This is a genomic window from Phenylobacterium sp. (assembly GCF_046590535.1).
GTDB lineage: Bacteria > Pseudomonadota > Alphaproteobacteria > Caulobacterales > Caulobacteraceae > Phenylobacterium.
On record NZ_JBKJTG010000240.1, the window covers coordinates 1 to 24,874 of the forward strand.

At 69.2% G+C, this 24,874-nt stretch carries 26 protein-coding genes; 10 read left to right on the top strand and 16 right to left on the bottom strand.

What is annotated here, in order from left to right:
- Positions 1-163: 163 nt before the first annotated feature.
- Complete coding sequence (locus ACLL81_RS14785; protein WP_411289123.1) at positions 164-754, top strand: HD domain-containing protein; 591 nt, start codon at positions 164-166, stop codon at positions 752-754.
- Between the two features lie 37 nt (positions 755-791).
- On the opposite strand, the gene ACLL81_RS14790 is transcribed toward ACLL81_RS14785, so the two are convergent.
- Positions 792-1,814 carry a 2'-deoxycytidine 5'-triphosphate deaminase gene (locus ACLL81_RS14790; RefSeq protein WP_411289124.1) on the bottom strand — a complete coding sequence of 341 codons (1,023 nt, stop codon included), beginning with the start codon at positions 1,812-1,814 and terminating at the stop codon, positions 792-794.
- Positions 1,815-1,944: 130 nt separating this feature from the next.
- Here ACLL81_RS14790 and metZ point away from each other — a divergent pair, with 130 nt between their 5' ends.
- Complete coding sequence (gene metZ, locus ACLL81_RS14795) at positions 1,945-3,129, top strand: O-succinylhomoserine sulfhydrylase (protein WP_411289125.1); 1,185 nt, start codon at positions 1,945-1,947, stop codon at positions 3,127-3,129.
- Positions 3,130-3,134: 5 nt separating this feature from the next.
- Here metZ and ACLL81_RS14800 read toward each other — a convergent pair whose 3' ends face one another.
- The 4 genes from ACLL81_RS14800 to ACLL81_RS14815 form a co-directional block, all read right to left on the bottom strand.
- Positions 3,135-4,043, bottom strand: a complete 909-nt coding sequence (locus tag ACLL81_RS14800) for an Hsp33 family molecular chaperone (protein WP_411289126.1) — start codon at positions 4,041-4,043, stop codon at positions 3,135-3,137.
- A gap of 50 nt (positions 4,044-4,093) precedes the next feature.
- Positions 4,094-5,029: an ornithine carbamoyltransferase gene (argF, locus tag ACLL81_RS14805; RefSeq protein ID WP_411289127.1), complete on the bottom strand. Its 936-nt coding sequence runs from the start codon at positions 5,027-5,029 to the stop codon at positions 4,094-4,096.
- The gene (locus tag ACLL81_RS14810) at positions 5,026-6,204 is read right to left on the bottom strand and encodes an aspartate aminotransferase family protein (RefSeq protein ID WP_411289174.1); all 1,179 of its coding nucleotides are present in this window, start codon (positions 6,202-6,204) and stop codon (positions 5,026-5,028) included. The genes argF and ACLL81_RS14810 overlap by 4 nt, the downstream gene beginning before the upstream one ends.
- A gap of 161 nt (positions 6,205-6,365) precedes the next feature.
- The gene (locus tag ACLL81_RS14815; RefSeq protein WP_411289128.1) at positions 6,366-7,181 is read right to left on the bottom strand and encodes an ABC transporter permease; all 816 of its coding nucleotides are present in this window, start codon (positions 7,179-7,181) and stop codon (positions 6,366-6,368) included.
- Between the two features lie 216 nt (positions 7,182-7,397).
- On the opposite strand from ACLL81_RS14815, the gene ACLL81_RS14820 reads away from it, so the two are divergent.
- The 3 genes from ACLL81_RS14820 to ACLL81_RS14830 all read left to right on the top strand — a co-directional run bounded on the left by ACLL81_RS14820 (position 7,398) and on the right by ACLL81_RS14830 (position 9,724).
- Positions 7,398-7,898 carry a GcrA family cell cycle regulator gene (locus ACLL81_RS14820; RefSeq protein WP_411289129.1) on the top strand — a complete coding sequence of 167 codons (501 nt, stop codon included), beginning with the start codon at positions 7,398-7,400 and terminating at the stop codon, positions 7,896-7,898.
- Positions 7,899-8,022: 124 nt separating this feature from the next.
- On the top strand, positions 8,023-9,477 hold the full coding sequence (gene xseA / locus ACLL81_RS14825) for an exodeoxyribonuclease VII large subunit (RefSeq protein ID WP_411289130.1): 1,455 nt from the start codon (positions 8,023-8,025) through the stop codon (positions 9,475-9,477).
- Positions 9,478-9,505: 28 nt separating this feature from the next.
- The gene (locus ACLL81_RS14830; protein WP_411289131.1) at positions 9,506-9,724 is read left to right on the top strand and encodes a DUF2093 domain-containing protein; all 219 of its coding nucleotides are present in this window, start codon (positions 9,506-9,508) and stop codon (positions 9,722-9,724) included.
- Here ACLL81_RS14830 and ACLL81_RS14835 read toward each other — a convergent pair.
- A complete protein-coding gene (locus tag ACLL81_RS14835) occupies positions 9,721-10,638 on the bottom strand; it encodes a lysophospholipid acyltransferase family protein (RefSeq protein ID WP_411289132.1) in 918 nt (305 codons plus the stop codon). The two genes, ACLL81_RS14830 and ACLL81_RS14835, sit on opposite strands and share 4 nt — an antisense overlap.
- Before the next feature lie 79 nt (positions 10,639-10,717).
- Here ACLL81_RS14835 and hisN point away from each other — a divergent pair, with 79 nt between their 5' ends.
- Positions 10,718-11,533 carry a histidinol-phosphatase gene (hisN, locus tag ACLL81_RS14840; RefSeq protein ID WP_411289133.1) on the top strand — a complete coding sequence of 272 codons (816 nt, stop codon included), beginning with the start codon at positions 10,718-10,720 and terminating at the stop codon, positions 11,531-11,533.
- Between the two features lie 43 nt (positions 11,534-11,576).
- Here the strand turns inward: hisN and ACLL81_RS14845 are convergent, their stop codons facing one another.
- The 8 genes from ACLL81_RS14845 to gpmA form a co-directional block, all read right to left on the bottom strand.
- On the bottom strand, positions 11,577-12,890 hold the full coding sequence (locus tag ACLL81_RS14845) for an alpha/beta fold hydrolase (RefSeq protein WP_411289134.1): 1,314 nt from the start codon (positions 12,888-12,890) through the stop codon (positions 11,577-11,579).
- 9 nt (positions 12,891-12,899) lie between these two features.
- Entirely contained in the window at positions 12,900-13,208 is a 309-nt protein-coding gene (locus ACLL81_RS14850; protein ID WP_411289135.1) for an SCP2 sterol-binding domain-containing protein, read from the bottom strand.
- A 74-nt stretch (positions 13,209-13,282) separates the two neighbouring features.
- Positions 13,283-14,152 carry a class I SAM-dependent methyltransferase gene (locus ACLL81_RS14855; RefSeq protein ID WP_411289136.1) on the bottom strand — a complete coding sequence of 290 codons (870 nt, stop codon included), beginning with the start codon at positions 14,150-14,152 and terminating at the stop codon, positions 13,283-13,285.
- An 89-nt stretch (positions 14,153-14,241) separates the two neighbouring features.
- Entirely contained in the window at positions 14,242-15,078 is an 837-nt protein-coding gene (locus tag ACLL81_RS14860; protein ID WP_411289137.1) for a class I SAM-dependent methyltransferase, read from the bottom strand.
- A gap of 122 nt (positions 15,079-15,200) precedes the next feature.
- Positions 15,201-16,409: a pentapeptide repeat-containing protein gene (locus tag ACLL81_RS14865; RefSeq protein ID WP_411289138.1), complete on the bottom strand. Its 1,209-nt coding sequence runs from the start codon at positions 16,407-16,409 to the stop codon at positions 15,201-15,203.
- Positions 16,410-17,675 carry a pentapeptide repeat-containing protein gene (locus ACLL81_RS14870; RefSeq protein ID WP_411289139.1) on the bottom strand — a complete coding sequence of 422 codons (1,266 nt, stop codon included), beginning with the start codon at positions 17,673-17,675 and terminating at the stop codon, positions 16,410-16,412.
- A gap of 70 nt (positions 17,676-17,745) precedes the next feature.
- Positions 17,746-18,201, bottom strand: coding sequence for a bifunctional diaminohydroxyphosphoribosylaminopyrimidine deaminase/5-amino-6-(5-phosphoribosylamino)uracil reductase RibD (locus ACLL81_RS14875; RefSeq protein WP_411289140.1), 456 nt, complete (start codon positions 18,199-18,201; stop codon positions 17,746-17,748).
- A 10-nt stretch (positions 18,202-18,211) separates the two neighbouring features.
- Entirely contained in the window at positions 18,212-18,922 is a 711-nt protein-coding gene (gene gpmA / locus ACLL81_RS14880) for a 2,3-diphosphoglycerate-dependent phosphoglycerate mutase (protein WP_411289141.1), read from the bottom strand.
- 112 nt (positions 18,923-19,034) lie between these two features.
- Here gpmA and ACLL81_RS14885 point away from each other — a divergent pair, with 112 nt between their 5' ends.
- The 4 genes from ACLL81_RS14885 to ACLL81_RS14900 all read left to right on the top strand — a co-directional run bounded on the left by ACLL81_RS14885 (position 19,035) and on the right by ACLL81_RS14900 (position 23,169).
- Positions 19,035-19,280 carry a hypothetical protein gene (locus tag ACLL81_RS14885; RefSeq protein WP_411289142.1) on the top strand — a complete coding sequence of 82 codons (246 nt, stop codon included), beginning with the start codon at positions 19,035-19,037 and terminating at the stop codon, positions 19,278-19,280.
- A complete protein-coding gene (locus ACLL81_RS14890) occupies positions 19,277-20,242 on the top strand; it encodes an SIS domain-containing protein (RefSeq protein WP_411289143.1) in 966 nt (321 codons plus the stop codon). The genes ACLL81_RS14885 and ACLL81_RS14890 overlap by 4 nt, the downstream gene beginning before the upstream one ends.
- A gap of 32 nt (positions 20,243-20,274) precedes the next feature.
- On the top strand, positions 20,275-21,777 hold the full coding sequence (locus ACLL81_RS14895; RefSeq protein WP_411289144.1) for a phosphomannomutase/phosphoglucomutase: 1,503 nt from the start codon (positions 20,275-20,277) through the stop codon (positions 21,775-21,777).
- A gap of 87 nt (positions 21,778-21,864) precedes the next feature.
- The gene (locus tag ACLL81_RS14900) at positions 21,865-23,169 is read left to right on the top strand and encodes a UDP-glucose dehydrogenase family protein (protein ID WP_411289145.1); all 1,305 of its coding nucleotides are present in this window, start codon (positions 21,865-21,867) and stop codon (positions 23,167-23,169) included.
- A gap of 4 nt (positions 23,170-23,173) precedes the next feature.
- Here ACLL81_RS14900 and ACLL81_RS14905 read toward each other — a convergent pair whose 3' ends face one another.
- Both ACLL81_RS14905 and glmM read right to left on the bottom strand, forming a co-directional pair.
- Positions 23,174-23,332, bottom strand: a complete 159-nt coding sequence (locus ACLL81_RS14905) for a hypothetical protein (RefSeq protein ID WP_411289146.1) — start codon at positions 23,330-23,332, stop codon at positions 23,174-23,176.
- A gap of 102 nt (positions 23,333-23,434) precedes the next feature.
- Positions 23,435-24,787: a phosphoglucosamine mutase gene (gene glmM / locus ACLL81_RS14910; RefSeq protein ID WP_411289147.1), complete on the bottom strand. Its 1,353-nt coding sequence runs from the start codon at positions 24,785-24,787 to the stop codon at positions 23,435-23,437.
- Positions 24,788-24,874: the final 87 nt, after the last annotated feature.

Consider the following 24,874-nt stretch of genomic DNA (forward strand, 5'->3'; position numbering starts at 1 on the left):
GGGAAGCTGACGTTCTACCTCTGAACTACGGCCGCGCCGGACCGCTGAGGCGGCCATCGGGCGCGGAACATAGCGGCGCGGCGCCGCCGGGCCAAGCCGCCGCGTTGACCTCGCCCGCGCCGGGCCGCACCATGGGGCCCACGGATGATCAAGGGAGGCCGCCATGGCCGACGGCGAAGTTATCGACCGCGCGCGCTTCAAGACGATGACGGAGAGCACGGCGGAGGATTGGGCGGCCATCGGCCGGGCCGCCGCGCCGCACCGGGGCGAACTCCCCGACCGGATCCTGGCCCACCTGAACCTGCTCAAGGGCGACCACGGCGGCTTCGCGGTGGACCGGCTGGAGCACTCCTTGCAGACCGCCACCCGCGCCCACAAGGACGACCGTGACGAGGAGTATGTGGTCTGCGCCCTGATTCATGACATCGGCGACGTGCTGGGCCCGGCCAATCACGCCGAGGTGGGCGCGGTGATCCTGAAGCCCTACGTCTCCGACGCCAACCACTGGATGATGGACAAGCACGGCATCTTCCAGGGCTACTATTTCTTCCACCACCTGGGCCTGGACCGCGACATGCGCGACCAGCACCGGGGCCATCCGCACTTCGAGTACTGCGCCCAGTTCTGCCACCTCTACGACCAGAACTCCTTCGATCCGGACTACCAGTCCATGCCGCTTGCGGACTTCGAGCCGATGCTGCGCCGGGTGCTGGCCGCGCCCAAGCACAGCATCTACCGCAAGGACGACGCTTAGGCGTCCGCCCGGATCGGCATCTCGAACAGGCCCGCTTTTACTCCCCCCACGCCCGGAAGTGCTTGGAGAGCTTGAGACCCTGGCGCTGGTAATGCGACCCGAGATCGCCATAGAGCCGGGTGGGACGCTCCGTGAGCGGTTCATAGACCAGCCGCGCCACCGTCTGGCCGTCCTCCAGGATGAACGGGGTCTCGTGGCTGCGGACTTCCAGCACGCCCTTGGAACCCTTGCCGTGCGCCTCGTCGGTGCCGAAGCCGGGGTCGAAGAAGCCCGCGTAATGCACCCGGAACTCACCCACCGAGGGATCGATGGGGGTCATCTCGGCGGCCTCCATCACCGGAATTTCCACCGGCTCCTTGGAGGCCAGGATGTAGAATTCGCCGGGATCGAGCAGGAGCTGGCCGTTCTGGGGCCGCAGCGGCTCCCAGAAATCGCGCGGGTCGTGGCCGTCTTCCTTGTCGAGATCGACGACACCCGCGTGGCGGCGCCCGCGGAACCCGGCGATGCCGTCGGAAAGATCGACGCCGACGTTCTTCACCGATAGCCGCTCGGGCACCCCGCGCTTCAAGCGCAACTGGTTGAGCCGGGTGCCCGTGCGAACCAGCACCGAGAAGGTCTGCGGCGCGATCTCCATGAAGGCGGGGCCGCGGTAGCCCTCGACCACGTCGTCGAAAGCCACGCCACCATCGGAAAGCAGGCGCACGAACACGTCGACCCGGCCGGTGGAGCTCTTCGGATTGGCGCGAGCCGAAACCCCGGCCGGGAGCGCCAGGCTCTCCTGCAACTCGGCGATATAGACGCAGCCCCGCTCCAGCACCGCGCCCTTGGTGAGGTCCAGTTCGTGCATGGCGACTTCGGCGATGCGGTCGCGCACGGTGCGGCCGCGGCCCGGGAGGAAGGAGGCCCGCACCCGCCAGCAGCGGCCGCCGAGCCGAAGGTCCAGGCTGGCCGGCTGCACCTGGTCATGCTCGAACGGGCTCTCGGCCATGATGGCGCCTTGCGCGATCAGGGCGTCGATGGATTGGCAGGGCAGGATGCCCGGGCGTGCGATATCGCTCATGGGCCGGCCACCCTTACCGCCGAACCCGAGTCTTGCAAGGTTTCTGGCGCCACTGACTGGAAAGCGGCGCTTGACGCTCCTTGGCCACTGCCGTTGATGCGGCAGGACGAGAGACGGCAGGAGCCCCGCCATGGCTGAAGATCCGCGCGACTGGGAAGTCGAGACCCGGGCTGTGCGCGGCGGCATGGCGCGCACCGGGCATGGGGAGATCTCCGAGGCCCTCTTTCTCACCCAGAGCTTCGCCTACGACAGCGCCCAGGCCGCCGACGCGCGGTTCGCCGGCGATGCGCCGGGATTCATCTACCAGCGCTTCGGCAACCCCACGACGCAGATCTTCGAGGACCGCCTGGCGCTCATGGAGGGCGCCGAGATGTGCCGGGCCACGGCGTCGGGCATGGCGGCGGTGCAGGTGGCGCTGTCGGGCCTGCTGCGCGCCGGCGACCACTTGGTGGCGGGGCGCGCCCTGTTCGGCTCCTGCCGCTGGATTGTCTCCGAGTGGCTGCCCCGGTTCGGGGTGGAGACAACCTACGTGGACGCCACCGACCTGGAGGCCTGGCAGGCCGCCGTGCGGCCCAACACCCGCGCCTTCCTGGTGGAAAGCCCCGCCAATCCGCTGCTGGAGGTCACCGCCATCGGCGCGGTGGCCGAGATCGCGCACGCGGCCGGCGCCAAGCTGGTGGTGGACAATGTCTTCGCCACGCCGGTCTTCCAGCAACCGCTGGCGCTAGGCTGCGACATCGTCGTCTATTCGGCGACCAAGCACATCGACGGCCAGGGCCGGGTGCTGGGTGGGGCCATCCTGGGCGCCGCGGAGCTGATGACCGAGGCTTACAAGGACATCCTGCGCCATACCGGCCCGGCGCTCTCACCGTTCAATTCCTGGGTGCTGCTGAAGGGCCTGGAGACCCTGGACCTGCGGGTACGCCGCCAGACCGAGAATGCCGGCAGGGTGGCCGACCTGATCGCCGACCATCGAAAGGTTCGCCGGACCATCTTCTGCGGCCGGCCGGACCATCCCCAGGCCGCCATGATCGCCAAACAGATGAGCGGCGGCGGCAACGTCATCGCCTTCGACCTGGGGAGCCGCGAGGCCGCCTGGAGATTTCTCGACGGCCTGCAGATCGTCGATATCTCCAACAACCTGGGCGACGCCAAGTCCATGGCCACCCATCCGTCAACCACCACCCACCGCTCCATGCCCGAAGCCGAGCGCCTGCAGATCGGCCTCACCGAAGGCTGGGTGCGGATGAGCGTGGGTCTGGAAGGTCCCGGCGACCTCAGCCGAGACGTGGCGCGAGCGCTGGACGGGGCGTAGGAGCGCTACTCGACCGCTTCCAGTTCTTCGGGCGCCACGGCGTAGACCTTGGAGCAGTATTCGCAGGTGACGTGGATTTTTCCGTCGGCCTCGAGCATGTCGGCGCGCTCTTCCTGGCCGAAAGACTTCAGCACCGTCTCGATGCGGCCCTGGTTGCAACGGCAGAAGGCCCGCAGCGGCTGGGAGCCGAACACCCGCACGCCGTCCTCGTGGAACAGCCGAAACAGCAGTTGGTCGCTGGAGAGCCGGCTGTCGATCAGCTCGTCCTCGCCCAGGGTCTCGAAGAACGCCTGGGTGCGCCTCCAGGCCTCGGCCGTGGGCCCACGAGCGTCATCCTCGGCCACGTTCTGGATAAGCATGCCGCCGGCCCGCCAGCGGAGGCCTTGGCCGTCGTCGGCCTGGCCCACCGCCAGGCGCACCCGCGTGGGCGTCTGTTCGGACTGGGCGAAGTACTGCTCGGCGCAGAGCGCCAGGGTTTCGCCCTCGATGGCGGTGACGCCCTGATAGCGCTCCATGTCGGCGCCCGGGTCCACGGTCATGATGAAAACCCCGTCGCCCAGCAGCGTGCGGGCGCCGGGACGCTGGAACCCGGCCGAGGCCTTCGCCACCGCTTCGGCGTCGAACCGGCAATAGCCACGCAGCCCGCCGGAGGTGTCGTAGTCGGCGACCACGTAGCGCACCGGGCCGGAACCCTGCGCCTGGACGATCAGCCGGCCGTCGAACTTCAGGTTTGAGCCCACCAGGGCGGCTAGGGCGCAGGCCTCGCCCAGCAGGTTGGCGACGCATTCGGGATAGTCGTGGGCGCGCAGGATCTCATCGACCGCGGGGCCCAGGCGGGCGATGCGGCCGCGCACCGGCTCGCCCTCGATCTGGAAGACGCCGACTAGGTCGTCGGGTACGGAAGTTTCGGGCATCGGCGGCATATAGGAGGCGGTTCCGGAATTACGAGCTTTGCGGGCCGCCGTCAGATCTTGCCAAAGCACCAGGCGAGGATGGATTTCTGCGCGTGGATGCGGTTTTCCGCCTCGTCCCAGATCAGGCTCCGGGGCCCGTCGATGACCGCGTCGGTGACCTCCTCGCCGCGGTGTGCAGGCAGGCAGTGCAGGAACACGGCCTCCGGATCGGCCAGGTCCATCAGGGCCTCGTCGACCTGGTAGGGTTCCAGCGCGTCGAGCCGCTCGTCATGGTCGGTGTCGCCCATGGACACCCAGGTGTCGGTGATCACGCAGTGGGCGCCGCTCACCGCCTCGCGCGGGTCGTGGCTGGTGGAGACCTGGCCCTGCTGCTCGGCGGAGCGGGCCAGGTCCACCAGGTCCGGATGGTAGATCGCCGGGCTGGCGATGTTCAGCTTGAACCCCAGCTTGGGGGCGGCGTGGATGAAGCTGGCGCAGACGTTGTTGCCGTCACCCACCCAGGCGATGGTCTTGCCCGCCACCGGCCCGCGATGCTCCTCGAAGGTCAGCAGATCGGCCAGGATCTGGCAGGGGTGTCCCTTGTCCGACAGGCCGTTGATCACCGGGATGGTTGCCGACATGGCCAGGCGCTCCACGTCCTCGTGGACGTTGGCGCGGATCATGATTGCGTCGACCATGCGCGATAGCACCCGCGCGGTATCCTCGATCGGCTCGCCGCGGCCCAGCTGCATCTCGCTGGCGTTGGAAATGATCACGTCGCCGCCCAGTTGGCGCATGGCTGCGTCGAAGGAGAAGCGCGTGCGGGTGGAATGCTTCTCGAAGATCATCGCCAGGGTGCGGCCCTCTGCCGGCCGGTCGGCGTCGGACTGGCCCTTCGGCCAGCCCAGGCGGGCGGCCTTGCGCTGGCGCGCGTCGTCGAGGATGGCGCGCAGGTCCGCGCCCTCCATCTTCCACAAGTCGAGGAAGTGCCGGGGCTGGTAGCTCATGCCGCGGCCTTGGCCCTGGCGCGGGCCGCCTCGCAGGCGCCTTCGAGCTTTTCGATGGCCTCGCGCGCTTCCGCCAGCGTCAGGGTTAGCGGCGGCAGGAGGCGCACGCAGTTGTCCCCACCGCCGGCGATCAGCAGGTGCTGGTCACGGGCGTGCTGCATGAACTCGCGGTTGGGGGTGGCCAGCTTGATGCCGATCAGCAGGCCCTTGCCGCGGACGTCAACCACCACGTCCGGGAAGCGGTCGCGCAGCCCCGACAGCTGCTGGGTGAAATAGCCGGCCACCTCGCGGACGTGGGCCATAAGTTCAGGTTTGGTGAGCTCCTCCATGGCCGCCAGGCCCACGGCCATAGCCAGGGGGTTGCCGCCATATGTGGAGCCGTGCGAGCCCACCGTCATGCCCTTGGCCGCCTCGGCGGTGGCCAGGCACGCGCCCACCGGGAAACCCCCGCCCAGGGCCTTGGCCAGGGCCATGATGTCAGGCTCGGCCCCCTCCACCCACTCGTGGGCGAACAGCTTTCCGGTGCGGGCGAGGCCGCACTGGATCTCGTCGTAGATCAACAGTGTCCCGGTTTCGTCGCAGAGCTGGCGCATGGCCTTCAGGGTGGCCTCAGGGACGGAGCGAGCGCCGCCCTCCCCCTGTACCGGTTCGATGATGATCGCCGCCGTGGTCGGCCCGACCGCCTCGCGAAGCGCGTCCATGTCGCCGAACGGCAGCTGGATGAATCCCGGCAGCTTGGGGCCGAAACCTTCCAGGTAACTGGGGTTGCCCGAGGCGTTTACGGCCGCGATCGAGCGGCCGTGGAACGAGCCGTCGAAGCCGATGATGTCGAGCCGCTCGGGATGGCCGTTCGCCCAGTGGTGCTTGCGCGCGGTCTTGATGGCGCACTCGATGGCCTCGGTCCCCGAGTTGGTGAAGAACACCACGTCGGCGAAGCTTACCTGGGTCAGCCGGTCGGCCAGCTTCTGCTGGTCTGGGATCATGAAGATGTTGGAGACGTGCCAGAGCTTCTCGGCCTGGTCCTTCACCGCCTGCACCAGCTTGGGGTTGGTGTGGCCCAGGGCGGTCACCGCGATGCCCGCCAGGCAGTCGAGATAGGCCTCGCCATCGGCCGTATAGAGACGCGCGCCCTCGCCTCGCTCGAACGCCAGCGGAGCGCGCGAATAGACGCCCATGATATGGTCGCTGGGGACGGTCGCGGCGGCGTGGCTCGCGGTCTTCTCGGTCACGGAGAAGGCCCTCCAAAACGGAAGCGTCCCCGCCGCATTGCGACGGGGACCGGAAGGCTTGGCGTTTTCGACCCCGGAGGCCGGTGTGTCAACGTTGAGCTTATCCGTCAGGTCTTGATCTTGTAGCCGGTCCTGAACATCCACAGGCAGATCCAGCCGGTCACCACGACCAGGGTGCTGGTCAGGGCCACCCCCACCGCCAGGGAGCCCTCCGCGTGGCCGGTGAAGCCGTAGCGGAAGCCGTCAATCAGATAGAAGAACGGGTTGAAGTGGCTGAACGTGCGGAACGGCTCGGGCAGCCGCTCAACCAGATAAAAGGTGCCCGACAGGAAGGTCATCGGCATGATCACGAAGTTGGTCATCACCGCCATCTGGTCGAACTTCTCAGCCCACAGCCCGACCATGATGCCCAGGAAGCCCAGGATCAGGGCCGCGCCGACGCCGTAGAACAGCACGGCGGCGATGTTGGCGAGGCCCAACTTGGCGAACGGCATCACCGCCAGCAGGGTCACCGCCCCCACCAGGATGCCCCGGGTGGCCGCGCCGAGACCGAAGGCCGCCACGTGCTCGGCAGCGGTCAGTGGTGGGGTCAGGAAGTCGCCCATCAAGCCGTTCATCTTTGCCTGCAGGAGGCTCGACGACGAGTTGGCGAAGGCGTTGTTGAGGATCTGCATCATCACCAAGCCAGGCGCCACGAAGGTCCCGTAGGGCAGGCCGTGGATCGGCCGCGAGCCCTGGGCCGCCACTACAAACACCAGCATGTAGAGCAGCGCCGTGACCACGGGGGCGGCGAGCGTCTGGGTGCCCACCTTCCAGAACCGCATGATCTCACGCAGGTAGAGGGTCTTCAGGCCCTCCCAGTTGACGCCGGCATAGTCGCGCGGGGCCGGCGGCAGGACAGTTTCTGACGGCATGTCTTTCATCGCGCCCTGATGTGCGCCTGCCGCGCGCCAGCCGCAAGAGTGCGGCGGGCTGACGCAACATCTAGTTCCTGTGGACGAACGGTGGGGCGCCTATTGTGGCTCTTAAGGAGTTGTTTACTACTGATGGTGGTTGGTGGGCGCTGAGGCTTCTCAACGCCACAAGATGTTGATCCCGACGCGCTTGGCGGCGTGTCGGGTCACCTGGGGAGGCGAGACATGGGCTGGACGGACGAGCGTGTCGAACTCTTGAAAAAGCTCTGGCAGGACGGCCTCTCGGCCAGCCAGATCGCCAAGCAGCTTGGCGGCGTCACCCGCAATGCGGTCATCGGCAAGGTGCACCGGTTGGGCCTGTCGGGCCGCGCCACCCCCTCCAAGCCCGCGCGCACGGTGTTCAAAGCGCCGCGTCCCGCCCGGCCGGTCTCCGCCGCCCCGTCGGCCCCGCGCCGTCTGGCCGAGCCGGTCTCCATGCTGCCCGCCCCGACCCCGATGCGCTATGTGGACGAGGCCCCCGGCACGGCGACCGTGCTGACCCTGGGCGCCCACATGTGCAAGTGGCCGATCGGGGACCCGTCGCTGGAGACCTTCACATTCTGCGGCCGCCGCTCGGGCGAGGGCCCCTACTGCCACGAACACAGCCAGGTGGCCTATCAGCCGGCCCAGACCAAGAAGCGTTCCGGCGCCGCGGAGCTCGCCCGGAGCCTGCGCCGCTACATCTGATCCGCGCCTCGCGCGGCCATAGATCCGTTGGGGATGGGGGCGCGTCTGCGCCGGTGGCGGAGTACCGCTATCGGGCGCGGGCGCGCCCTTTCCAATTGCCCGGCATGATCGCTACCCTCTCCCCATGATCGACACCGCGCCCGAGACCGAGACCGACGCCGCCGGCAACGCCCAGCCCTACTCCGTCTCGGAGTTGGCTTTCGCCCTGAAGCGGACGCTGGAGGACGCCTACGGTTTCGTGCGCTTGCGCGGCGAGCTCTCCAAGGTCACCAACCATTCCAACGGCCATGTCTATCTGACCCTGAAGGACGAGCGTGCCGCCATCGACGGGGTGGTCTGGAAGGGTCAGGTGCGCGGGCTCTCCGTCCGGCCGGAGCAGGGGCTGGAGGTGATCGTCACCGGCAAGATCACCGCCTATCCGCAGGGCTCTCGCTACCAGATTGTCATCGAGACCATGGAGGTGGCGGGCGTGGGCGCGCTGCTGGCCCAGCTCGAGCGGCTGAAGGCCAAGCTGGCCGACGAGGGCCTGTTCGAGGCGTCGCGCAAGCGGCCGCTTCCCGCCATGCCCGGCGTGGTGGGCGTGATCACCAGCCCGACAGGGGCGGTGATCCGCGACATCCTGCACCGCATCCGCGACCGCTGGCCCTGCCGCGTGGTGGTCTGGCCGGTGGTGGTGCAGGGCGACGCCGCCGCGGCCCAGGTCTGCGCGGCCATCGAGGGCTTCAACGCCCAGGACGGCTCTGGCCCGATCCCGCGCCCCGACGTGATCATCGTGGCCCGCGGCGGCGGGTCGGTGGAAGACCTGTGGCCGTTCAACGACGAGCAGCTGGCCCGCACGGCGGCAGCCTCCGTCATCCCGCTGATCAGCGCCGTGGGCCACGAGACCGATACCACCCTGATCGACTTCGTCTCCGACCGCCGCGCGCCAACACCCACCGCAGCGGCGGAGATGGCCACGCCGGTGCTGGCGGAGCTCAGGGCGCTGGTTTCTGACCTCTCGGCCAGGATGCACCGCTGTGGCGGTCGCGCGGTGGCCGACCGCCGGGGCCGGGTCGAGGCCGCCGAGCGGGCCCTCACCCGGGTGCGCGACCTGGTCGAGCTGGCTGCCCAGCGGTTTGGCATCGTCTCCGGTCGCCTGGCCGCGGGCCTGGCCCGGAACGCCGCCGCCCACGAGCGCGACCTGGTGCGGGTGTCTTCGCGCCTCTCACCCCTGCTCTTGCAGCGTCCGCAGGCGGTGCAGCGCCAGCGCCTCGACGGCGTCGCCGCCCGGCTGAAGCCCGCCACCACCCGCCGCCTCGACCGCCTGGGCGAGCGGCTGGAGGCGCTGGCGAAACTTCACGTCTCCGTCGATCCCGAACGGCCCCTGCGGCGCGGCTTCGCCCGGGTCAGCCGCAAGGATGGCTCCCTGGTCCGCGAGGGGGCGTCCCTGCAGAGCGGCGAGCTTGTCAGCATCAAGTTCGGGGACCGGGTGGAGCGCAAGGCGGTGGTCGACGGCGACGCTGGGGCTCAGCCGACGCCTCGGCCAACAACCCGAGCGAAGCCGAAACCGGCAGGCTCACCACAGGGCGATCTGTTCTGAAGGCTCTCGGCGCGCTACATAGGCGGCCATGAACGCCCACGACCGCGATCTGGCCGGCCCGGATATCGCCAAGCTGCACTACGGCGACGGCGACTTCGCTGTGCTGAAGCCCGGCCGTTATGTGCTCTGCGCGGTGAGCGGCGTGCGTGTACCGCTGGAGCAGTTGCGCTACTGGAGCGCGGTGCTGCAGGAAGCCTACGCCAGCCCCACCGAGGCGCTAAAGCGCTGGCAGGAAACCAACTCCTAGCGACGCTCCCGCCGGTAGTGCTCGTTGGGCCAGCGGCGGTGGACCCAGAACCACTCCTCCGGCCGCTGGCGCACCCGCTCTTCGATGAAGGCGTTGACCCGGCGCACGCCGGTCTCGATGTCGGCGGTACGGTCGCCGGTGTCCTCCAGGCGGATCGGCTCGTGGACCACCACGCGGAACCTTGCCTTGTCCTTGCGCTGGACGCTCATCGGCAGCAGCGGGACGCCGAAACGCAGGGCGAAGCTCGAGGGTCCCGGCGCGGTGTGAGCCATCAAACCGAACAGCGGCGCGGCCACCCCGCCATTGAACTTCTGATCGTTCATCAGGGCGACGGATTCGCCCCTGGTCAGGGCGCGCAGCAACTCGCGCGCGCCGTCCGAGCCCTTAGGTGCGAATAGCCGGACGCCATAGCGCCAGCGGCTGGCGCGAATGCGGTCGTCCACATGCGGATTGTTGGTCGCCCGGTAGGTGATCTGGCAGGTGATCCCCGCGTGGACGATCACCGCCGGCATGATCTCGAACGAGGAGAAGTGGCCGGAGATGAACACCACCGGGCCCCCGCCCGCTGCGATCGCCGCCAGCCGCTCGGCGCCCACTACCTCCACCCGGCTCGGGTCGCCCACGATCCGGTCGAGGATCGGGAATTCGGCAAACCAGCGGCCGACCTGGTCCCACTGGGCGGCCAGCAGGCGGGCGACCTCCGCATCGTCGGCGTCAGGAAAAGCGATCCGCAAGTTGCGCTCCACAACTCGGTGGGCGCTGGTCAACGGGCCTAGCCGCTTGAACAGCCAGGCGCCGCAGTCGGACACCGCGTCGATGGGGAAGATCCGCGCGAGCCCCGCGGCCACATCGTAGGCGAACGCCTCCAGCCTCCAGACGAGGTCTTGCGCGAGGGATGGCTTAGCCTGGGCCATGGCTTCCAATAGGCGGCGTCGGCGCCCTTTCGCAACGTGGCGGCTTAAAGCGCCGGCCGGGACGGGCTAGCCTGAGGCCATGCCAGCCCTTACCCCAGACCGCATCGCCGAGCTCGACGCCTTCCTGATCGAGCTCAACCGCGCCGCTGCCGCGGCGATCCTGCCGCTGTTTCGGGCCGACCACGGCCTGGTGGACAAGGGCGGCGCCAAGGGCTTCGACCCGGTAACCGAGGCCGACAAGGGCGCCGAGCGGGCCATCAGGGCGCTGATCACCGAGCACTATCCGGACCACGGGGTGATCGGCGAGGAGTATGGCGAGGATCGGCCGGACGCCGAATTCGTGTGGGTGCTGGATCCCGTCGATGGGACCCGAGCCTTCATCGCCGGCCTGCCCTTGTGGTGCACCCTGATCGGGCTGCGGCATGAGGCCCGCCCCGTGCTGGGCTCCATCGGCCAGTCCTACATCGGGGAGCTTTACATCGGCCATGCGGGGGGCTCGCGCCTGATGAGCCGCGGGCAGTCGCGCCCCCTGAAGGTTCGTCCCTGCGCAAAGCTGACCGATGCGATCATCGCCACCACGGACCCGGAGGCCTGCTTCCGCGGTGCGGAGCTGGGCGCCTGGACCCAGGTGCGCGCCGCCGCCCGGCTCGCCCGGCTGGGCTGCGACGCCTACGCCTACGCCATGGTAGCGGCGGGCACGATGGATCTGGTGATCGAGTCGGGGCTGCAGGCCTGGGACATCGAGGCCGCCATCCCGGTGGTCGAAGGCGCCGGCGGCCTGACCACCAACTGGCGCGGCGAGCCGGTGGGCCAGCGCGGCGGCCAGATCGTCATCGCCGGCGACCGCGCATGCCTCGACGAGGCGCTGGTGGCGCTCAAACGCTCCGCCAGGTGACCGCTCCTCCCCCGAGCGTCGGCTCAGGGGAGACAGCAAGACCCTAGGCCGGCTTCCTGGTGGCTGGCTTCTTCGCGGCGGGCTTTTTCGCGGCGACCTTTTTCGCCGGAGCCTTCTTGGCCGCTGCGGGCGCCTGGGCGGCGGCGGGCTTGGCGGCCAGAGACTTCCTGGCCGCGGGCTTTTTGGCGGGCGCAGGCTTCTTCGCCTTGGCCGGCTTCGCCGCGGCGGCCTTGGCGGCCGTCGGCGCCTTGGCGGTGGGCTTCTTCACCGCCGCAGGCTTCCTGGCTGCCGCCTTGGCCGGCTTGCGGGCCGCGGGCTTCTTGGCCGCAGCAGGCTTGGGTTTCGGCGCCACGGCCATCGGCGCAGCCGGGGGCGTCGGGGCGAGGGGCTTGGGGGCCGGCGAAGGCTTCGGCGCGACCTTGCCGGTAAGGGCGTCCAGCGCCCGCATGAAGATGTTACGCATGTGGTCCGTCTCCATCAGAATTTCGTGGTAGGCGCCGGGGACGCTTATGAAGCGTCCTTGCGGCAAGTTGCGGGTGGCGGCCTGCTGGGCCGCGTTGTCGACGAGCTTGTCCTGTTCGGCCGAGACGATGACCACCGGAATGGTCACGCCGCGCAGCCGTTCGGGCTTGGCCAGGAAGGCCGTGGCGCGCAGGGCGAAATCCAGCCAGCCCCAGGTGGGATTGCCCAGGGCCAGCTCAGGGTTGGCGGCGATCTGCGCCCGGTGGCGCGCAAAGCGGGCGGCGTCGTGGGTCAGCACATTGCCGTCGAAGGTGTCGTCGAAAGGCTTGCCGGCCTGGCCCAGGGTGTAGCGGCCGCCGCGGCCGGTGATCACGTTCAGGCCGGCCAAGGTGCGGGCCACCGGGCGGGCGACCTTGCCCGTGCGCACCCCCAGCATGGGCGCTGACAGTATCGCACCGGCGAAGCGGCTCTCGCCGTGGGCCAGGGCCAGCAGCGTGAGGCAACCGCCCATGGAATGTCCGACCGCCACCCAGGGCTTCGGCAGGCGCGCCTGGTAGGCGCTCAGAAGACAGCGGAAGTCCTCAAGAAAGGCCAGATGACCGCGGGCGTGGCCCTTCAGCCGGTCGGGCAGGTCGCGCGCCGAGAGCCCCTGGCCGCGCCAGTCGTGGGCCAGCACCACGAACCCCTGCTCAAGGCAATCGCCAATGAATTCGAAGTACTTCTCGATCGGCTCGGTGCGCCCGCCGGAGACCACCATCGAGCCCCGGGGCTTGCCCAATGGCGTGAACAGGGCGGCGCGCAGCTTGGCCCCGCCGGCGCCGCGGAACCACTCTGCCTCGCCGCCGGCCGGGACCGGGGCGGACGGGATGTCCGTAAGAGGCGCAAGCTCTGCCATAGGTCCCCTTTAGACGGCTTTAGAGAACAGGGATTGAATCTTCGGCTGCAGGCTGAAGGCCAGCCCCATGTCGGAAAGCTTCATCCGCCCCGTCATCATGGCCCGCGTCGGATCGAGTTCGCCCTTGCCCAGCGCCACCAGGTCGGCGCGGCTGATGGTGACGGTGAGGTCGGCGGGCCGGTCCTCATTGGTCACCGAGGCCCCGTCCAGATGGATAAAGCCTTCACCCTTCAGGTCGAGCTTGACGGTCTTGCCGAGGCCGGCGTCCGACGCCGCCGCACGGCGGATGCGGTCCGTCAGTTCCTCCAGCGTCGCCATGCCTGCGCGTTCTCCCGAATCCCAACCCGCAAGCTTTGCCATAGGCGCGGATGAAGTAAACCGCAGGCGGCCTGTTACGCCGGTTTGACGAACCGCAGCGTCATTCGGTCGCTCTCTCCGATGGCGTCGTATTTGGTCCGGTCGAAGGCCGGATCGACCGCCTCGCCGCGCGGCGATGACCGTCGTACCGGCGGTAGGGTCCAGACCCCGAACGGGTGGTCCTTGGTGTCCTTTGGATTGGCGTTGATCTCGCTGGTCGCCGCCAACTGGAAACCGGCCTCCTGGGCCAGCCGGATGACGTAGGCCTGCTCAACATAGCCGCTCTCGGCCATCACGTCGGGGACGCCGCCCGCATCGGCGCGGTGTTCCTCCACCCCAAGCGCGCCGCCGGGCTTCAGAGCCAGGAAGGCGTCGCGGAACGCCTTCTCGGCGACGCCTGCGGCCATCCAGTTGTGCAGGTTGCGCAGGAACAGCACCAGGTCTGCGGCGCCGGCGGGCGCCACAGGTCCGCTGGTGGGGCCGAAGGCGGTGATCTCCACCGCGCCATAGAGCTTGGGCGCTTCGGCGAGCTTGCGGCGGTGGGCTTCCACCACATCGCGGGTGGCGGCGGCCGCGGGGTCAGTGAGCTGCAGGTTAGCGGCATAGAGCTTGCCGCCGGTGGCCGCCAGGAAGGGTGCGATGATGTCGGTGTACCAGCCGGCGCCGGGCCAGAACTCGACCACCGTCTGGGCGGGCTTCAGGCCCCAGAACGCCAGGCTCCGCACGGGATGGCGGTCCGCGTCGCGGGCGCGGTCGGCGGGGAGGCGCCAGGCGCCGGCCACCGCCGACTCTAGGGTGACCGGCCCCTCGGCAGGCCCGGGTGGGGCATCGGCAGGCGACGTGCGTCCGCAGGCGGCCAGCGCCGTGGCGCCAAGGATCAAGGCGCGTCGGGAGAAGACGATCATGGGGCGCGACGAACCGATCTTGTCATGCCCCCCAGCATGGCCCTGGCGCCCGCAGTAGCGGCATCCAGGGCCACGGTCAAAGCGTCAGCTCAGCGCGGCTTGACGAAGCGCAGCGTCATGCGGTCGCTCTCGCCGATGGCCTCGTACTTGGTGCGGTCGAAGGCGGCGTTGGCTGGCTGGCCGGCCGGGGCGGAGCGACGCACCGGCGGCAGGGTCCAGACGCCGAACGGATGGTCTTTGGTGTCCTTGGGATTGGCGTTGGCTTCGGACCTGGCGGCGAGTTTGAACCCTGCCTTCTCAGCGGCCGCCACTACGGTGGCCACGCCCACATAGCCGTCGGTGACGCCGGCCACTTGCGCCCTGGGATCGGCGCGGTGTTCCTCGACGCCCAGCACGCCGCCCGGCTTCAGGACGGCGTAGAAGTCCTTCATCGACTTCTCCAGCATGCCTTCCTGGTACATGAAGTTGTGAATGTTGCGCGCGGTGATCACCAGGTCCGCGGAGGCGGGCGCCCCCAGGGGCTTGGCGACGGGGCCGAAGTTCGTATAGGCCACCGGTCCGAACCTGCCGTCAGCGTACTTCGCCTCGAAATCGGCCCGGCCTTTCTTCGCGCCGGCCGACAGCTTGGGATTGTCGAGGTCGGCGACCCCAGCCACGTAGCGACCGCCGGTGGCCTTGGCGTAGGGGCTGAGGATTTCGGTCCAGTAGCCCGCCCCCGGCGACACCTCGATCACCGTCTGCTTCGGCTTCAGGCCCCAGAAGGTGAGGGTCTCGGTGGGGTGCCGGTGCGCGTCGCGCGCCCGGTGCTCGGCGCCGCGTGTGGGGTCGGCCACGGCGGCCTTCAGCCTGGCGTCGGCGGCGAAGGCCGGCGTGGCGGCGGTCATGACAAGGGCGGCGATCGGGGCGGTGAGCGCGAGACGGAACATGCGGGCTGTCTTTCCTGGAGCGGCTTGACTTTGGCGGCGCAGCCTACGTGTCCCCGCGGCGCTGGCAAGGGCGCGTTTGGCGAACCTCCGGCGTCCGCGGGCGCCGCTTTTCCGTGACGGCGTCAGGCGACCGCGAGAGTGCTGCGGGCCTTGGCCAGGTCGCAGCCGCGCAGGTCGCAACCCTCGAGGTTGGCGCCGGTGAGGTCTGCGCCGGTTACCTTGGCGAAGCGCAGCTTGGCGCCGGTAAGGTTGGTGGGCGTGGCGCGGTCGCCGCCCAGGGGCAGGGCGCAGAGCCGCGCGTCGGCAAGGTTGGCGCGGGTCAGGTTGGCCTTGGCCAGGCGTGCGCCGCGAAGGTCGGCCTTGGCCAGGTTCGCGCCGCGCAGGTCGGCGCCTTCCAGGTTGGCGCCCTGCAGTTCCGCGCCGCTGAGATCGAGGCCCACAAGGCAGGCGCCCTTGGCGCTGACCGCTGTGAGTTTAAGACCCATGAGGCCGGCGCCCAGCGGGCGCAGGTCCTCGCCGTCCAGCACCACCGCGCGTCCCTGGCGGCCGCTGGAGCGGACCCAGGCGTCGTGCTGCTGGGCCTGTTCGAGCAGGTGTTCGGCGCGGGCGATGACGCTGCGGCTGGGCGCTTCCATGGCCTGGCCCAGCTTAGCGTCCACAGTACGCGTGGCGGACAGGGACACACCGGTCAGGACAGCCCCGTCGAGGTCAGCGCCCTCCAGGTTGGCGCCCCCCAGGTCGGCCTCGGTGAGCACCGCGCCGGCCAGGTTCGCGCCCTTGAAATTGGCGTCCAGCAGCTTAGCGCCGTGGAACGAGCAGTCGGAGAAATCGGCTGCCGCTGCGTAGAGCCCGTCCAGCCGGGAATGGTCCAGGGTCGCGCCGGCCAGGATGGCGCCGTCGACGGAGCCGCCGCGCACCTCCTCGATCACCGCCGGGAAGCCTCGCGAGGGATGCGGCAGGGCGATCTTGCCGGGCCGGAAGTCGGCGCCTGTGAGGTCGGCGCCGGCTAGGTTGGCGCCCTGCAGGCAGGCTCCCCGCAGGTCGGCCTGGCGCAGGTCCGCGCCGCGCAGGTCGGCGTAGCGCAGGTCACAGCCGGCCAGGTTGGCGCCGACCAGCTTCGCGCCCTCAAGCTTGGCGCTATCGAACACCGAGCCGGAGAAGTCAGCACCCGAAAGGTCGCGGCCGGTGAGGTCCATGCCGGCGAAATCCACGAATGGCAGCGAGGCGCGCTTGCCGCCGGCGCCCGAGGCGAAGCGGGCATGACTGTCCAGCAGCATCGCCATCTCACCGGCGCTGAGCCGGCGGCGTCCTGAGAGCGCTGTCGTCGGCATCTAGATCACTTCGTCCAGGCCGCGGGCGCCGTTCCGCGTGACGCCGCCCAGCTTGGCCTGTTTCAGCGACGCCCCCGTGAAGTTCGCCCGGCTGACGTCGGCGTCGGTGAGCACCGCTTGGCGCAGGTCCGCGCGGGCAAGATCGGCGTTCTTCAGGTTGGCCCCGGTCAGGTCGCAGGGCAGCACGCGGTCGGCGCCCAGGATCAACGGCCCCATCTGGGCGTCTCGCAGGTCGGCGCCGGAAAGCTTGGCGCCCAGCAGCCGGGCCCCGCGCAGGTCCGCCCGCCGCAGGTTGCAGTTGCGGAAGTCGGCCCCTTCCAGGTGCGCGCCCTGTAGCTGCACGCCTTCCAAGTCGAGGCCGTAGAAGGTCGCCCCCTTTGCCGAGAGCGCCGTGAGATTGTAGCCGCGGACGCTGACCAGGGCCCGCAGGTCGGCCTGTTCGAAGGCCGACGGAGCGCCTTCCGCGCCGCCGGTCTCGCACCAGCGGGCGTGGTCGCGGATCATGGTCTTGTAGGGCAGGCCCGTCGACGGCTTGCCGGTGGGCTCATCGGTGAGCACGCCGGCCATGTTGGCGTCCATCACGTTCCAGGACTGGGTCTTGGCGCCCACCAGAACGGCGTCGCGCATGTCGGCGCCGGCCAGGTCGGCGCCCGAGAGGTCCGCACCCGACAGGTTGGCGCCCTTCATGGAGGCCTGCTTGAGGTTGGCGCGGATCAGCTTGGCGTCCTTCAGCACCGCGTCGGTGAAGTCGGCGCGGATGGCCATCACACCGGAGAGCCGCGAGCGCTCCAGGTTCGCCCCCGCGAGGATCGCGCCCTGGATTTCGCCGGGCCTGGGCAGGGAGCCGGTCTCCAGGCGGCGGAATCCTAACTTGCGGTCGGCGGCGGCCATCTGCCCTTCGCGCAGGTCGGCCTCGAACAGGTCCGCGCCGGTGAGGTTGGCGTTGCGCAGGCAGGCGCCGCGGAGGTCGGCGCGGCGCAAGGAGGCGTCGGTCAGGTTGGCGTTCTGCAGGTCCGCGCCGAACAGGGTGGCGTGATCGAGCCGGGCGCCCTGCAGCCTACAGTCCACCAGGATGGCCCCGGTGAAGTCGGCGTCGCAGAGATTCATGCCGGAGAGATCGAGCCCGGAGAGATCCTTCCAGGCGAACACCGCGCGCGCGCCACCGGGCTTGGAACTCCACAGGCGGTCATGCTTGGCGCAGACGGCCTCGAGATCCGCCTGACTAAGGCGACTGGACACGAGGCTGCGGGCGGGGGTCGGGGACATGGTTTACTGGCTTGCTCGAGCGATGCGGCCGACCTTAGTCGCGGCGGATTAACGACGCCTTTCCAGAGATTTAGCGTTTTCGCGGATCGCCGGTGGCCGGATTATAGGCGGCGTAGAGCGGGGCGGCCTCACCCTCCAGCAACCCCAGGTCGAACACCGTTCCCTGAGCCCGCAGCCGCTCTGCTCCGTGGCCGCCCGCAAAAGTAGAGTGATCCGCGAGGGCCGCCACAACCCGCGCCAGACCCGCCGCGGCGAGAAGCTCTGAACAGGAGGCGCCGCCCGACGATCTCTGCGCGCAGGGTTCCAGCGTCACATAGGCCGTGGCTCCCCGGGCGGCCTCGCCGGCCTGGCGGAGCGCCAGTTCCTCCGCGTGCGGCCGCCCGCCCGCTGCGGTGACCCCCTCGCCTACCACCTGGCCGCCCCTGACGATGACGCAGCCCACCGACGGATTGTCCCCCGTCAGGCCCAGATTGGTGGCGGCCAGCGCGATGGCGCGGCGCATGAAGCTGGCGTCGTCCCCAGACATGCCGTCCCGCCTACACAGCCGGAAGCGCCGTCGCGCGGGCGGCGTCAAGGTAGCGCGCGGCGGTGGGCTTTAAGGACCCGTCCAGGTCGATCAGGAGGGGGTTCCCGGTGGGGATTTCGACGCCGATGATCGCTTCATCCGAGATATCAAACAGCAGCTTGACTATGGCGCGCAGGGAATTGCCGTGGGCCGCCACCAGCAGGGTCTCACCGGCCGCCAGCTTCGGAGCGATTTCCGCGTCCCAGTAGGGCTGTACGCGCTCCAGGGTGGTCTTCAGGCTCTCGGTGGCGGGCAGTTTCAGGCCGGCGTAGCGGCGGTCGCCCTCGAAGGCGTACTCGCTGTCCGGCGCCATCTCCGGGGGCGGGACGTCATAGGATCGGCGCCAGACCTTAACCTGCGCCTCGCCGTGCTTGGCCGCCGTCTCGGCCTTGTTGAGGCCGGTGAGGCCGCCGTAGTGGCGCTCGTTCAGCCGCCAGTCCTTGGTCTCCGGCACATAGGTCTGGCCCGCGGCGGCCAGCGCCAGCCAGGAGGTGCGGATGGCCCGCGTAAGCACCGAGGTGAAGCAGCGGTCGATGGCCACGCCAGCCTGGGCGATCAGTTCGCCGCCCTTGGTCGCCTGGGCCTCGCCCTCGGGCGTCAGGTCCACGTCCACCCAGCCGGTGAAGCGGTCTTCCAGGTTCCAGCGGCTTTGGCCATGGCGCAGCAGGATCAGCGTCGGCAAGGTGTGCTCCGTCTCGATGCGTCGCGGGTGGTGAGCGGCTAGGGCGCGGGCGCGGCGCCGTCAAGCCGCCGCGGGTTGGCCCTTAGGCGCGTGAGCCGCTATACGAGGCGCCATGCTCGACCGTCTCTACCTGCCGCTCCTGGCGCTTGCCACCGTGGCCGTCATCGCCTTCGCCGCCGTCTGGCCGCAGGGCCTGGGCGCGCGTTCGCCAGCGCCCTTCGGCTCCACCCCCCTGCAGCAGACCCCGGCGATGAAGGCGGCCATGCTGCGCGAACACAACGCCGCCCAGCGGCGGGCGGCCGAGGCGCGCGAGGCTATCCGCGCCCTGCAGTCGCGGACTTTAGCCCCCTCGCAATGACCGGATTCGACGCGATTGCGGTGGGCCGCCGGGTGCTGACGGCCGAGGCTGAGGCGCTGGTCCAGATGGCCGAGGACCTGGGCGAGCCCTTCGTGCGCGCGGTGGAGATGCTGTTCGACGCCAAGGGCCGCATCGTCTGCACCGGCATCGGCAAGTCGGGCCATGTGGGACGCAAGATCGCCGCCACCCTGGCCTCCACCGGCTCGGTGGCTATGTTCGTCCACGCCACCGAAGCCAGCCACGGCGACCTGGGCATGATCGGCGCGGGCGACGTGATCCTGGCGCTGTCGAAGACCGGCGAGACCCGCGAACTGGCCGACGTGATCGCCTACGCCACTCGTTTCTCCATCCCTCTGATCGCCATCACCGCCGTCGCCGGCAGCGCCCTGGGCCGGGCTGCGGACATCGTACTGACCATCCCGGATGCGCCCGAGGCCGCCGACGAGCTGAACGCGCCCACCACCTCGACCACCCTGCAGATTGCGCTGGGTGACGCCCTGGCCGTGGCGCTCCTGGAGCGGCGCGGATTCAAGCCGCAGGATTTCCGCGTCTTCCACCCCGGCGGCAAGCTGGGCGCGATGCTGCGCACGGTGGGCGACCTGATGCACCGGGCCGACGAGCTGCCCCTGGTGGCGGAGGACACGCCGATGCCGGCGACCCTGCTGGTGATGACCGAGAAGCGCTGGGGGGTGGTGGGCGTCACCGGCGCCGACGGCCGGCTGAAGGGCGCGATCAGCGACGGCGACCTGCGCCGCCACATCGAGGGCCTGCTGACCCACACCGCCGGCGAGGTGATGACCCCCGGCCCCAAGAAATCCGTCCCGCCGCAGATGCTGGCCTCCGAAGCCCTGGCCCTGATGAGCGATCCGCTGCCTTCGGTAACGGTGCTGTTCGTGGTCGAGGACGGCCACCCGGTGGGCATCCTGCATGTCCATGACCTGTTGCGCGCCGGGGTCATGTAATACCCCTGCCCCTGTCTCCGACCGGAGTTTCCATGCTGCCCAAGCCCCGCGCCGACCTCGTCGCCAACACCTGGGACTACGAGAACCAGCCGCTGGTGAAGGCGACCGGATTTCGGGAGTACGACGCGCGGTGGCTGTTCGGACCGGACATCAACTTGCTTGGCGTCCAGGCCCTCGGATTGGGCTTGGGGACGCTGATCCATGATATGGGCCAGAAGCGGATCGTGGTGGCTCACGACTACCGGTTTTATTCGCTCAGCATCAAGCAGGCCCTGACCCTCGGTTTGGTCGCCGCGGGTTGCGAGGTGCTGGACATCGGCCTGGCAGTCTCGCCGATGGCCTACTTCGCCCAGTTCGACCTGGACGCGCCTTGCGTGGCCATGGTCACCGCCAGCCACAACGAGAACGGTTGGACCGGCGTGAAGATGGGCGCCCAGCGCCCGCTCACCTTTGGGCCAGACGAGATGGGCCGGCTGAAGGACATCGTTCTGGGGGCCAGGTGGGCCCAGCGCCCCGGAGGCTCCCTGGCGCACATCGCAGGGGTGGCCGAGCGCTACATCGCCGACGCGGTTTCCCGCACGTCGATCAAGCGGCCGCTCAAGGTGGTCTGCGCCTGCGGCAACGGCACGGCCGCTGCCTTCGCGCCGGACGCCCTGCGCCGGATGGGCGTCGCGGTGGTGGTGGAGATGGACTGCGAACTGGACTGGACCTTCCCGAGGTACAATCCCAACCCGGAAGACGCAGTCATGCTGCACGCCATGTCCCAGGCGGTGCGCGAGTTCGGCGCCGACTTGGCGCTGGGCTTCGACGGCGACGGCGACCGCTGCGGGGTGGTCGATGACGAGGGCGAGGAGATCTTCGCCGACAAGATCGGCTTGATGCTGGCCAGGGACCTCTCCTCGCTACACAAGGACGCGACCTTCGTGGTGGATGTGAAGTCCACGGGCCTGTTCGCCACCGACGAGGTGCTTAGGGCCAACGGCGCCACCACCGTGTACTGGAAGACCGGCCACTCCTACATCAAGCGCAAGACCGCCGAGCTGGGCGCCCTGGCCGGGTTCGAGAAGAGCGGCCACTTCTTTTTCAACCCGCCGATCGGGCGCGGCTATGACGATGGGATCGTCGCGGCGGCGGCCATCCTGGCGATGCTGGACCGCAACCCCGACCGCAAGCTCTCAGACCTGAAGAAGGCCCTGCCGGTGGCCTACACCTCGCTGACCATGAGCCCGCATTGCCCCGACGAGGAGAAGTACGGTGTGGTCGATGGCGTGGTGGCCGAATACACCGCTCTCCGGGACGCCGACGGCACGATCCTGGGGCGGAAGATCGCCGACCTGATCACCGTCAACGGCGTGCGCGTGGCTCTGGAGGATGGCTCCTGGGTGCTGGTGCGGGCCTCCTCAAACAAGCCCGAGATCGTGGTGGTTGTGGAGAGCACCCGCTCAGACGACGACATGCGCGCCCTGTTTCACCAGGAGGTGAAGCCGCGCCTCGCCAGACGTCCACAGATCGGCGCCTACAACCAGGAAATCTGAGGCTGTGGCGTGGGCGGACTAGCTCCACCGGCCGCTGCGTGATCAAAGCGCGGCGAGAGTAGCAAACCCTCCGCGAGGACTTGGCGCATGCACGTGGCGATGATCGGGACAGGCTATGTGGGCCTCGTCAGCGGCGCCTGTTTTGCCGACTTCGGCCACACCGTCACCTGCATCGACAAGGACGCCGACAAGATCGCCCGCCTGCAAGCCGGCGGCGTACCGATATTCGAGCCGGGGCTCGAGACGCTGGTGGCCCAGAACGTCAAGGCCGGGCGGCTGTTCTTCTCCACCGAGGCGTCCGAGGCGGTACGTGGAGCCGATGCGGTGTTCATAGCCGTGGGCACCCCGTCCCGGCGCGGCGACGGCCACGCTGACCTTTCCTACGTCTATGCGGCGGCGGAGGAGGTGGCGGGGCTGGTGGAAGGCTTCACCCTGGTGGTCACCAAGTCCACCGTGCCCGTGGGCACCGGCGACGAGATCGAGGCGATCTTCAACCGCGTGCGGCCCGACGCCGACGTTGCGGTGGTTTCCAACCCGGAGTTCCTGCGTGAGGGCGCCGCCATCGAGGACTTCAAGCGGCCCGACCGGGTGGTGGTGGGCGTCACAGACGACCGCGCCCGCGAGGTGATGCGTGAACTCTACCGTCCGCTCTATCTGAACGAGACGCCGATCATCTTCACCGGCCGGCGGACCAGCGAGTTGATCAAGTATGCGGCCAACGCCTTCCTGGCGATGAAGATCACCTACATCAACGAGATCGCCGACCTGTGCGAAGCCGTCGGCGCCGACGTCCAGCAGGTGGCCCGCGGCATCGGTCTGGACAACCGGATCGGCGGTAAGTTCCTGAACGCCGGCCCGGGCTACGGCGGCTCGTGCTTTCCCAAGGACACCCTGGCCCTGGTGCGGACCGCCCGCGACGCCGGCGCGCCCATGGAGCTGATCGAGACCACGGTGAAGGTCAACGACGCGCGCAAGAAGGCAATGGCCGAGAAGGTAGGCCGCGCCGTGGAGGCCGAACTGGCCGGGCTGACCGTCGGAGTTCTCGGCCTGACCTTCAAACCCAACACCGACGACATGCGCGACGCCCCGTCGCTGGACATCGTGCCGGCGCTGCAGGCCCGAGGCGCCAAGGTGCAGGCCTTCGATCCGGAGGGGACCCACGAGGCGCGCCAGTTGCTCCGCGACGTGGTGTTCAAGTCTGATCCCTACGACGCCGCCGAGGGCGCTGACATCCTGGTGATCATCACCGAGTGGGACCAGTTCCGCGCGCTGGACCTCGACCGTATCAAGCTGCTGATGAACCGGCCGGTGATGGTGGACCTGCGCAACATCTACAAACCCGACGACATGCGCGCGCGCGGCTTCACCTACACAAGCGTCGGCCGAGCCTAGAGCCCTAGAGGCCGGAAACGCCAATCTTCATGAGGGCCTGGCCGATCCAGACGGCGCCGGCCCAGAAGGCCGCGGCCAGAAGGATCACGAAGGCGAGGCAGGCGATCGAGCTTGCGCCCTTTCGCACCGGCCGCGCAGCACTCAAGGCGAGGTCGCGCCGCATGTGTCCTCCCAGGTCATGTCGTTCGCGCAGTCAGGCCGCGCGATTGTGACGAGACTGACACATCGATTCAGGCTTGGGTAGGGTTACGGGCGCGAGGCGGGTCTAGGCGGCGGCTTTCTTCACCGCGCCGACGATCTCCCTGACCACCTGGCTGACCAACTTGGCGTCGTCGCCTTCGGCCATCACCCGGATCAGGGGCTCGGTTCCGGAGGCTCGCACCAGGATGCGGCCGGAGCCGTTCAGGCGCTGCTCTGCCTTGGCGATCACCTCCATCACCTGTTCGTTCTCCAGCGGTTTGCCTGCGGTGAAGCGCACGTTCTCCAGGAGCTGCGGCACGGGTTCAAACTGACGGGCCAGCGCGCTCATCGGCTTGTCCGACCCCTTCAGCACCGCCAGCACCTGCAGGGCGCTGATCAGGCCGTCGCCGGTGGTGGAGACGTCGGACATGATGATGTGGCCCGACTGCTCGCCGCCCAGGTTAAAGCCGCCCTCGCGCATCCTGACCATCACCGAGCGGTCGCCGACGGCGGTGCGCTCCAGGGTCAGGCTGCGGGCCGCAAGGAAGCGCTCGAGGCCCAGGTTGGACATCACCGTGGCCACCACGCCGCCGCCGGTCAGCCGGCTGGTCTTCGCCCAGTGGTCAGCGATCAGCGCCATGATCTGGTCGCCGTCGATGATCTGGCCCTTCTCGTCGCAGATCACCAGCCGGTCGGCGTCGCCGTCCAGGGCGATGCCGATGTCGGCGCGGTACTCGCGGACCATCTTCTGCATGGCGCCGGGATGGGTGGAGCCGCACTCTTGGTTGATGTTCAGGCCGTTGGGCGCGACGCCGATCGACATCACCTCGGCGCCCAGCTCGTACAGCGCCACCGGGGCCACCCGGTAGGCCGCGCCGTTGGCGCAGTCGATCACCACCCGCATTCCGGACAGGCTCAGGCCCTTGGGCAAGGTGGCCTTGGCGATCTCCACATAGCGCGCCTGGCTATCGTCGATCCGCTGCACGCGGCCCAGGCCTATGGGCGAGGCCAGGCCCTCCTGCAGGCCTTGGTCCATCAGGGCCTCGATCTCCAGTTCGCGCTCGTCGGAGAGCTTGTAGCCGTCGGGGCCGAACAGCTTGATGCCGTTGTCGGAGAAGGCGTTATGCGAGGCGGTGATCATCACCCCCAGGTCGGCGCGCAGCGACCGGGTCATCATGGCCACGCCGGGCGTCGGCAGCGGGCCCAGGGTGCGCACGTCCATGCCAACGCTCGTGAAGCCCGCCACCAGGGCCGGCTCCAGCATATAGCCAGAGAGCCGGGTGTCCTTGCCGATCACCACCAGGTGGCGGCGGTCGTCCTTGGACATGAACAGCTTGCCGGCCGCGAGACCCACCCGCAGGGCCACTTCCGCGGTCATCGGATGACGATTGGCCTGCCCGCGGATGCCGTCGGTGCCGAAATAGGCGCGCTTGCTCATGGGGCTCTCGAAACGATCCGAAACTCAGATTTAGTCGACGCCGGCTTCGCCAATGCTAAAGGCCGCAAGGTTGCAGGCGCGATCGCG

What these genes read in the sequence shown, in the direction of transcription:
- metZ (WP_411289125.1), top strand. Translation starts at nt 1,945, where the DNA reads ATGGCTGAAGATCCGCGCGACTGGGAAGTCGAGACCCGGGCTGTGCGC.
- ACLL81_RS14870 (WP_411289139.1), bottom strand. Translation starts at nt 17,675, where the DNA reads ATGTCCCCGACCCCCGCCCGCAGCCTCGTGTCCAGTCGCCTTAGTCAG.
- ACLL81_RS14810 (WP_411289174.1), bottom strand. Translation starts at nt 6,204, where the DNA reads ATGGGCGTCTATTCGCGCGCTCCGCTGGCGTTCGAGCGAGGCGAGGGC.
- ACLL81_RS14900 (WP_411289145.1), top strand. Translation starts at nt 21,865, where the DNA reads ATGCACGTGGCGATGATCGGGACAGGCTATGTGGGCCTCGTCAGCGGC.
- ACLL81_RS14885 (WP_411289142.1), top strand. Translation starts at nt 19,035, where the DNA reads ATGCTCGACCGTCTCTACCTGCCGCTCCTGGCGCTTGCCACCGTGGCC.
- ACLL81_RS14855 (WP_411289136.1), bottom strand. Translation starts at nt 14,152, where the DNA reads ATGATCGTCTTCTCCCGACGCGCCTTGATCCTTGGCGCCACGGCGCTG.
- ACLL81_RS14860 (WP_411289137.1), bottom strand. Translation starts at nt 15,078, where the DNA reads ATGTTCCGTCTCGCGCTCACCGCCCCGATCGCCGCCCTTGTCATGACC.
- ACLL81_RS14845 (WP_411289134.1), bottom strand. Translation starts at nt 12,890, where the DNA reads ATGGCAGAGCTTGCGCCTCTTACGGACATCCCGTCCGCCCCGGTCCCG.
- ACLL81_RS14865 (WP_411289138.1), bottom strand. Translation starts at nt 16,409, where the DNA reads ATGCCGACGACAGCGCTCTCAGGACGCCGCCGGCTCAGCGCCGGTGAG.
- ACLL81_RS14895 (WP_411289144.1), top strand. Translation starts at nt 20,275, where the DNA reads ATGCTGCCCAAGCCCCGCGCCGACCTCGTCGCCAACACCTGGGACTAC.
- ACLL81_RS14785 (WP_411289123.1), top strand. Translation starts at nt 164, where the DNA reads ATGGCCGACGGCGAAGTTATCGACCGCGCGCGCTTCAAGACGATGACG.
- ACLL81_RS14790 (WP_411289124.1), bottom strand. Translation starts at nt 1,814, where the DNA reads ATGAGCGATATCGCACGCCCGGGCATCCTGCCCTGCCAATCCATCGAC.
- ACLL81_RS14820 (WP_411289129.1), top strand. Translation starts at nt 7,398, where the DNA reads ATGGGCTGGACGGACGAGCGTGTCGAACTCTTGAAAAAGCTCTGGCAG.
- ACLL81_RS14850 (WP_411289135.1), bottom strand. Translation starts at nt 13,208, where the DNA reads ATGGCGACGCTGGAGGAACTGACGGACCGCATCCGCCGTGCGGCGGCG.
- glmM (WP_411289147.1), bottom strand. Translation starts at nt 24,787, where the DNA reads ATGAGCAAGCGCGCCTATTTCGGCACCGACGGCATCCGCGGGCAGGCC.
- ACLL81_RS14815 (WP_411289128.1), bottom strand. Translation starts at nt 7,181, where the DNA reads ATGAAAGACATGCCGTCAGAAACTGTCCTGCCGCCGGCCCCGCGCGAC.
- ACLL81_RS14875 (WP_411289140.1), bottom strand. Translation starts at nt 18,201, where the DNA reads ATGTCTGGGGACGACGCCAGCTTCATGCGCCGCGCCATCGCGCTGGCC.
- ACLL81_RS14905 (WP_411289146.1), bottom strand. Translation starts at nt 23,332, where the DNA reads ATGCGGCGCGACCTCGCCTTGAGTGCTGCGCGGCCGGTGCGAAAGGGC.
- xseA (WP_411289130.1), top strand. Translation starts at nt 8,023, where the DNA reads ATGATCGACACCGCGCCCGAGACCGAGACCGACGCCGCCGGCAACGCC.
- hisN (WP_411289133.1), top strand. Translation starts at nt 10,718, where the DNA reads ATGCCAGCCCTTACCCCAGACCGCATCGCCGAGCTCGACGCCTTCCTG.
- argF (WP_411289127.1), bottom strand. Translation starts at nt 5,029, where the DNA reads ATGAGCTACCAGCCCCGGCACTTCCTCGACTTGTGGAAGATGGAGGGC.
- ACLL81_RS14890 (WP_411289143.1), top strand. Translation starts at nt 19,277, where the DNA reads ATGACCGGATTCGACGCGATTGCGGTGGGCCGCCGGGTGCTGACGGCC.
- ACLL81_RS14830 (WP_411289131.1), top strand. Translation starts at nt 9,506, where the DNA reads ATGAACGCCCACGACCGCGATCTGGCCGGCCCGGATATCGCCAAGCTG.
- ACLL81_RS14835 (WP_411289132.1), bottom strand. Translation starts at nt 10,638, where the DNA reads ATGGCCCAGGCTAAGCCATCCCTCGCGCAAGACCTCGTCTGGAGGCTG.
- ACLL81_RS14800 (WP_411289126.1), bottom strand. Translation starts at nt 4,043, where the DNA reads ATGCCCGAAACTTCCGTACCCGACGACCTAGTCGGCGTCTTCCAGATC.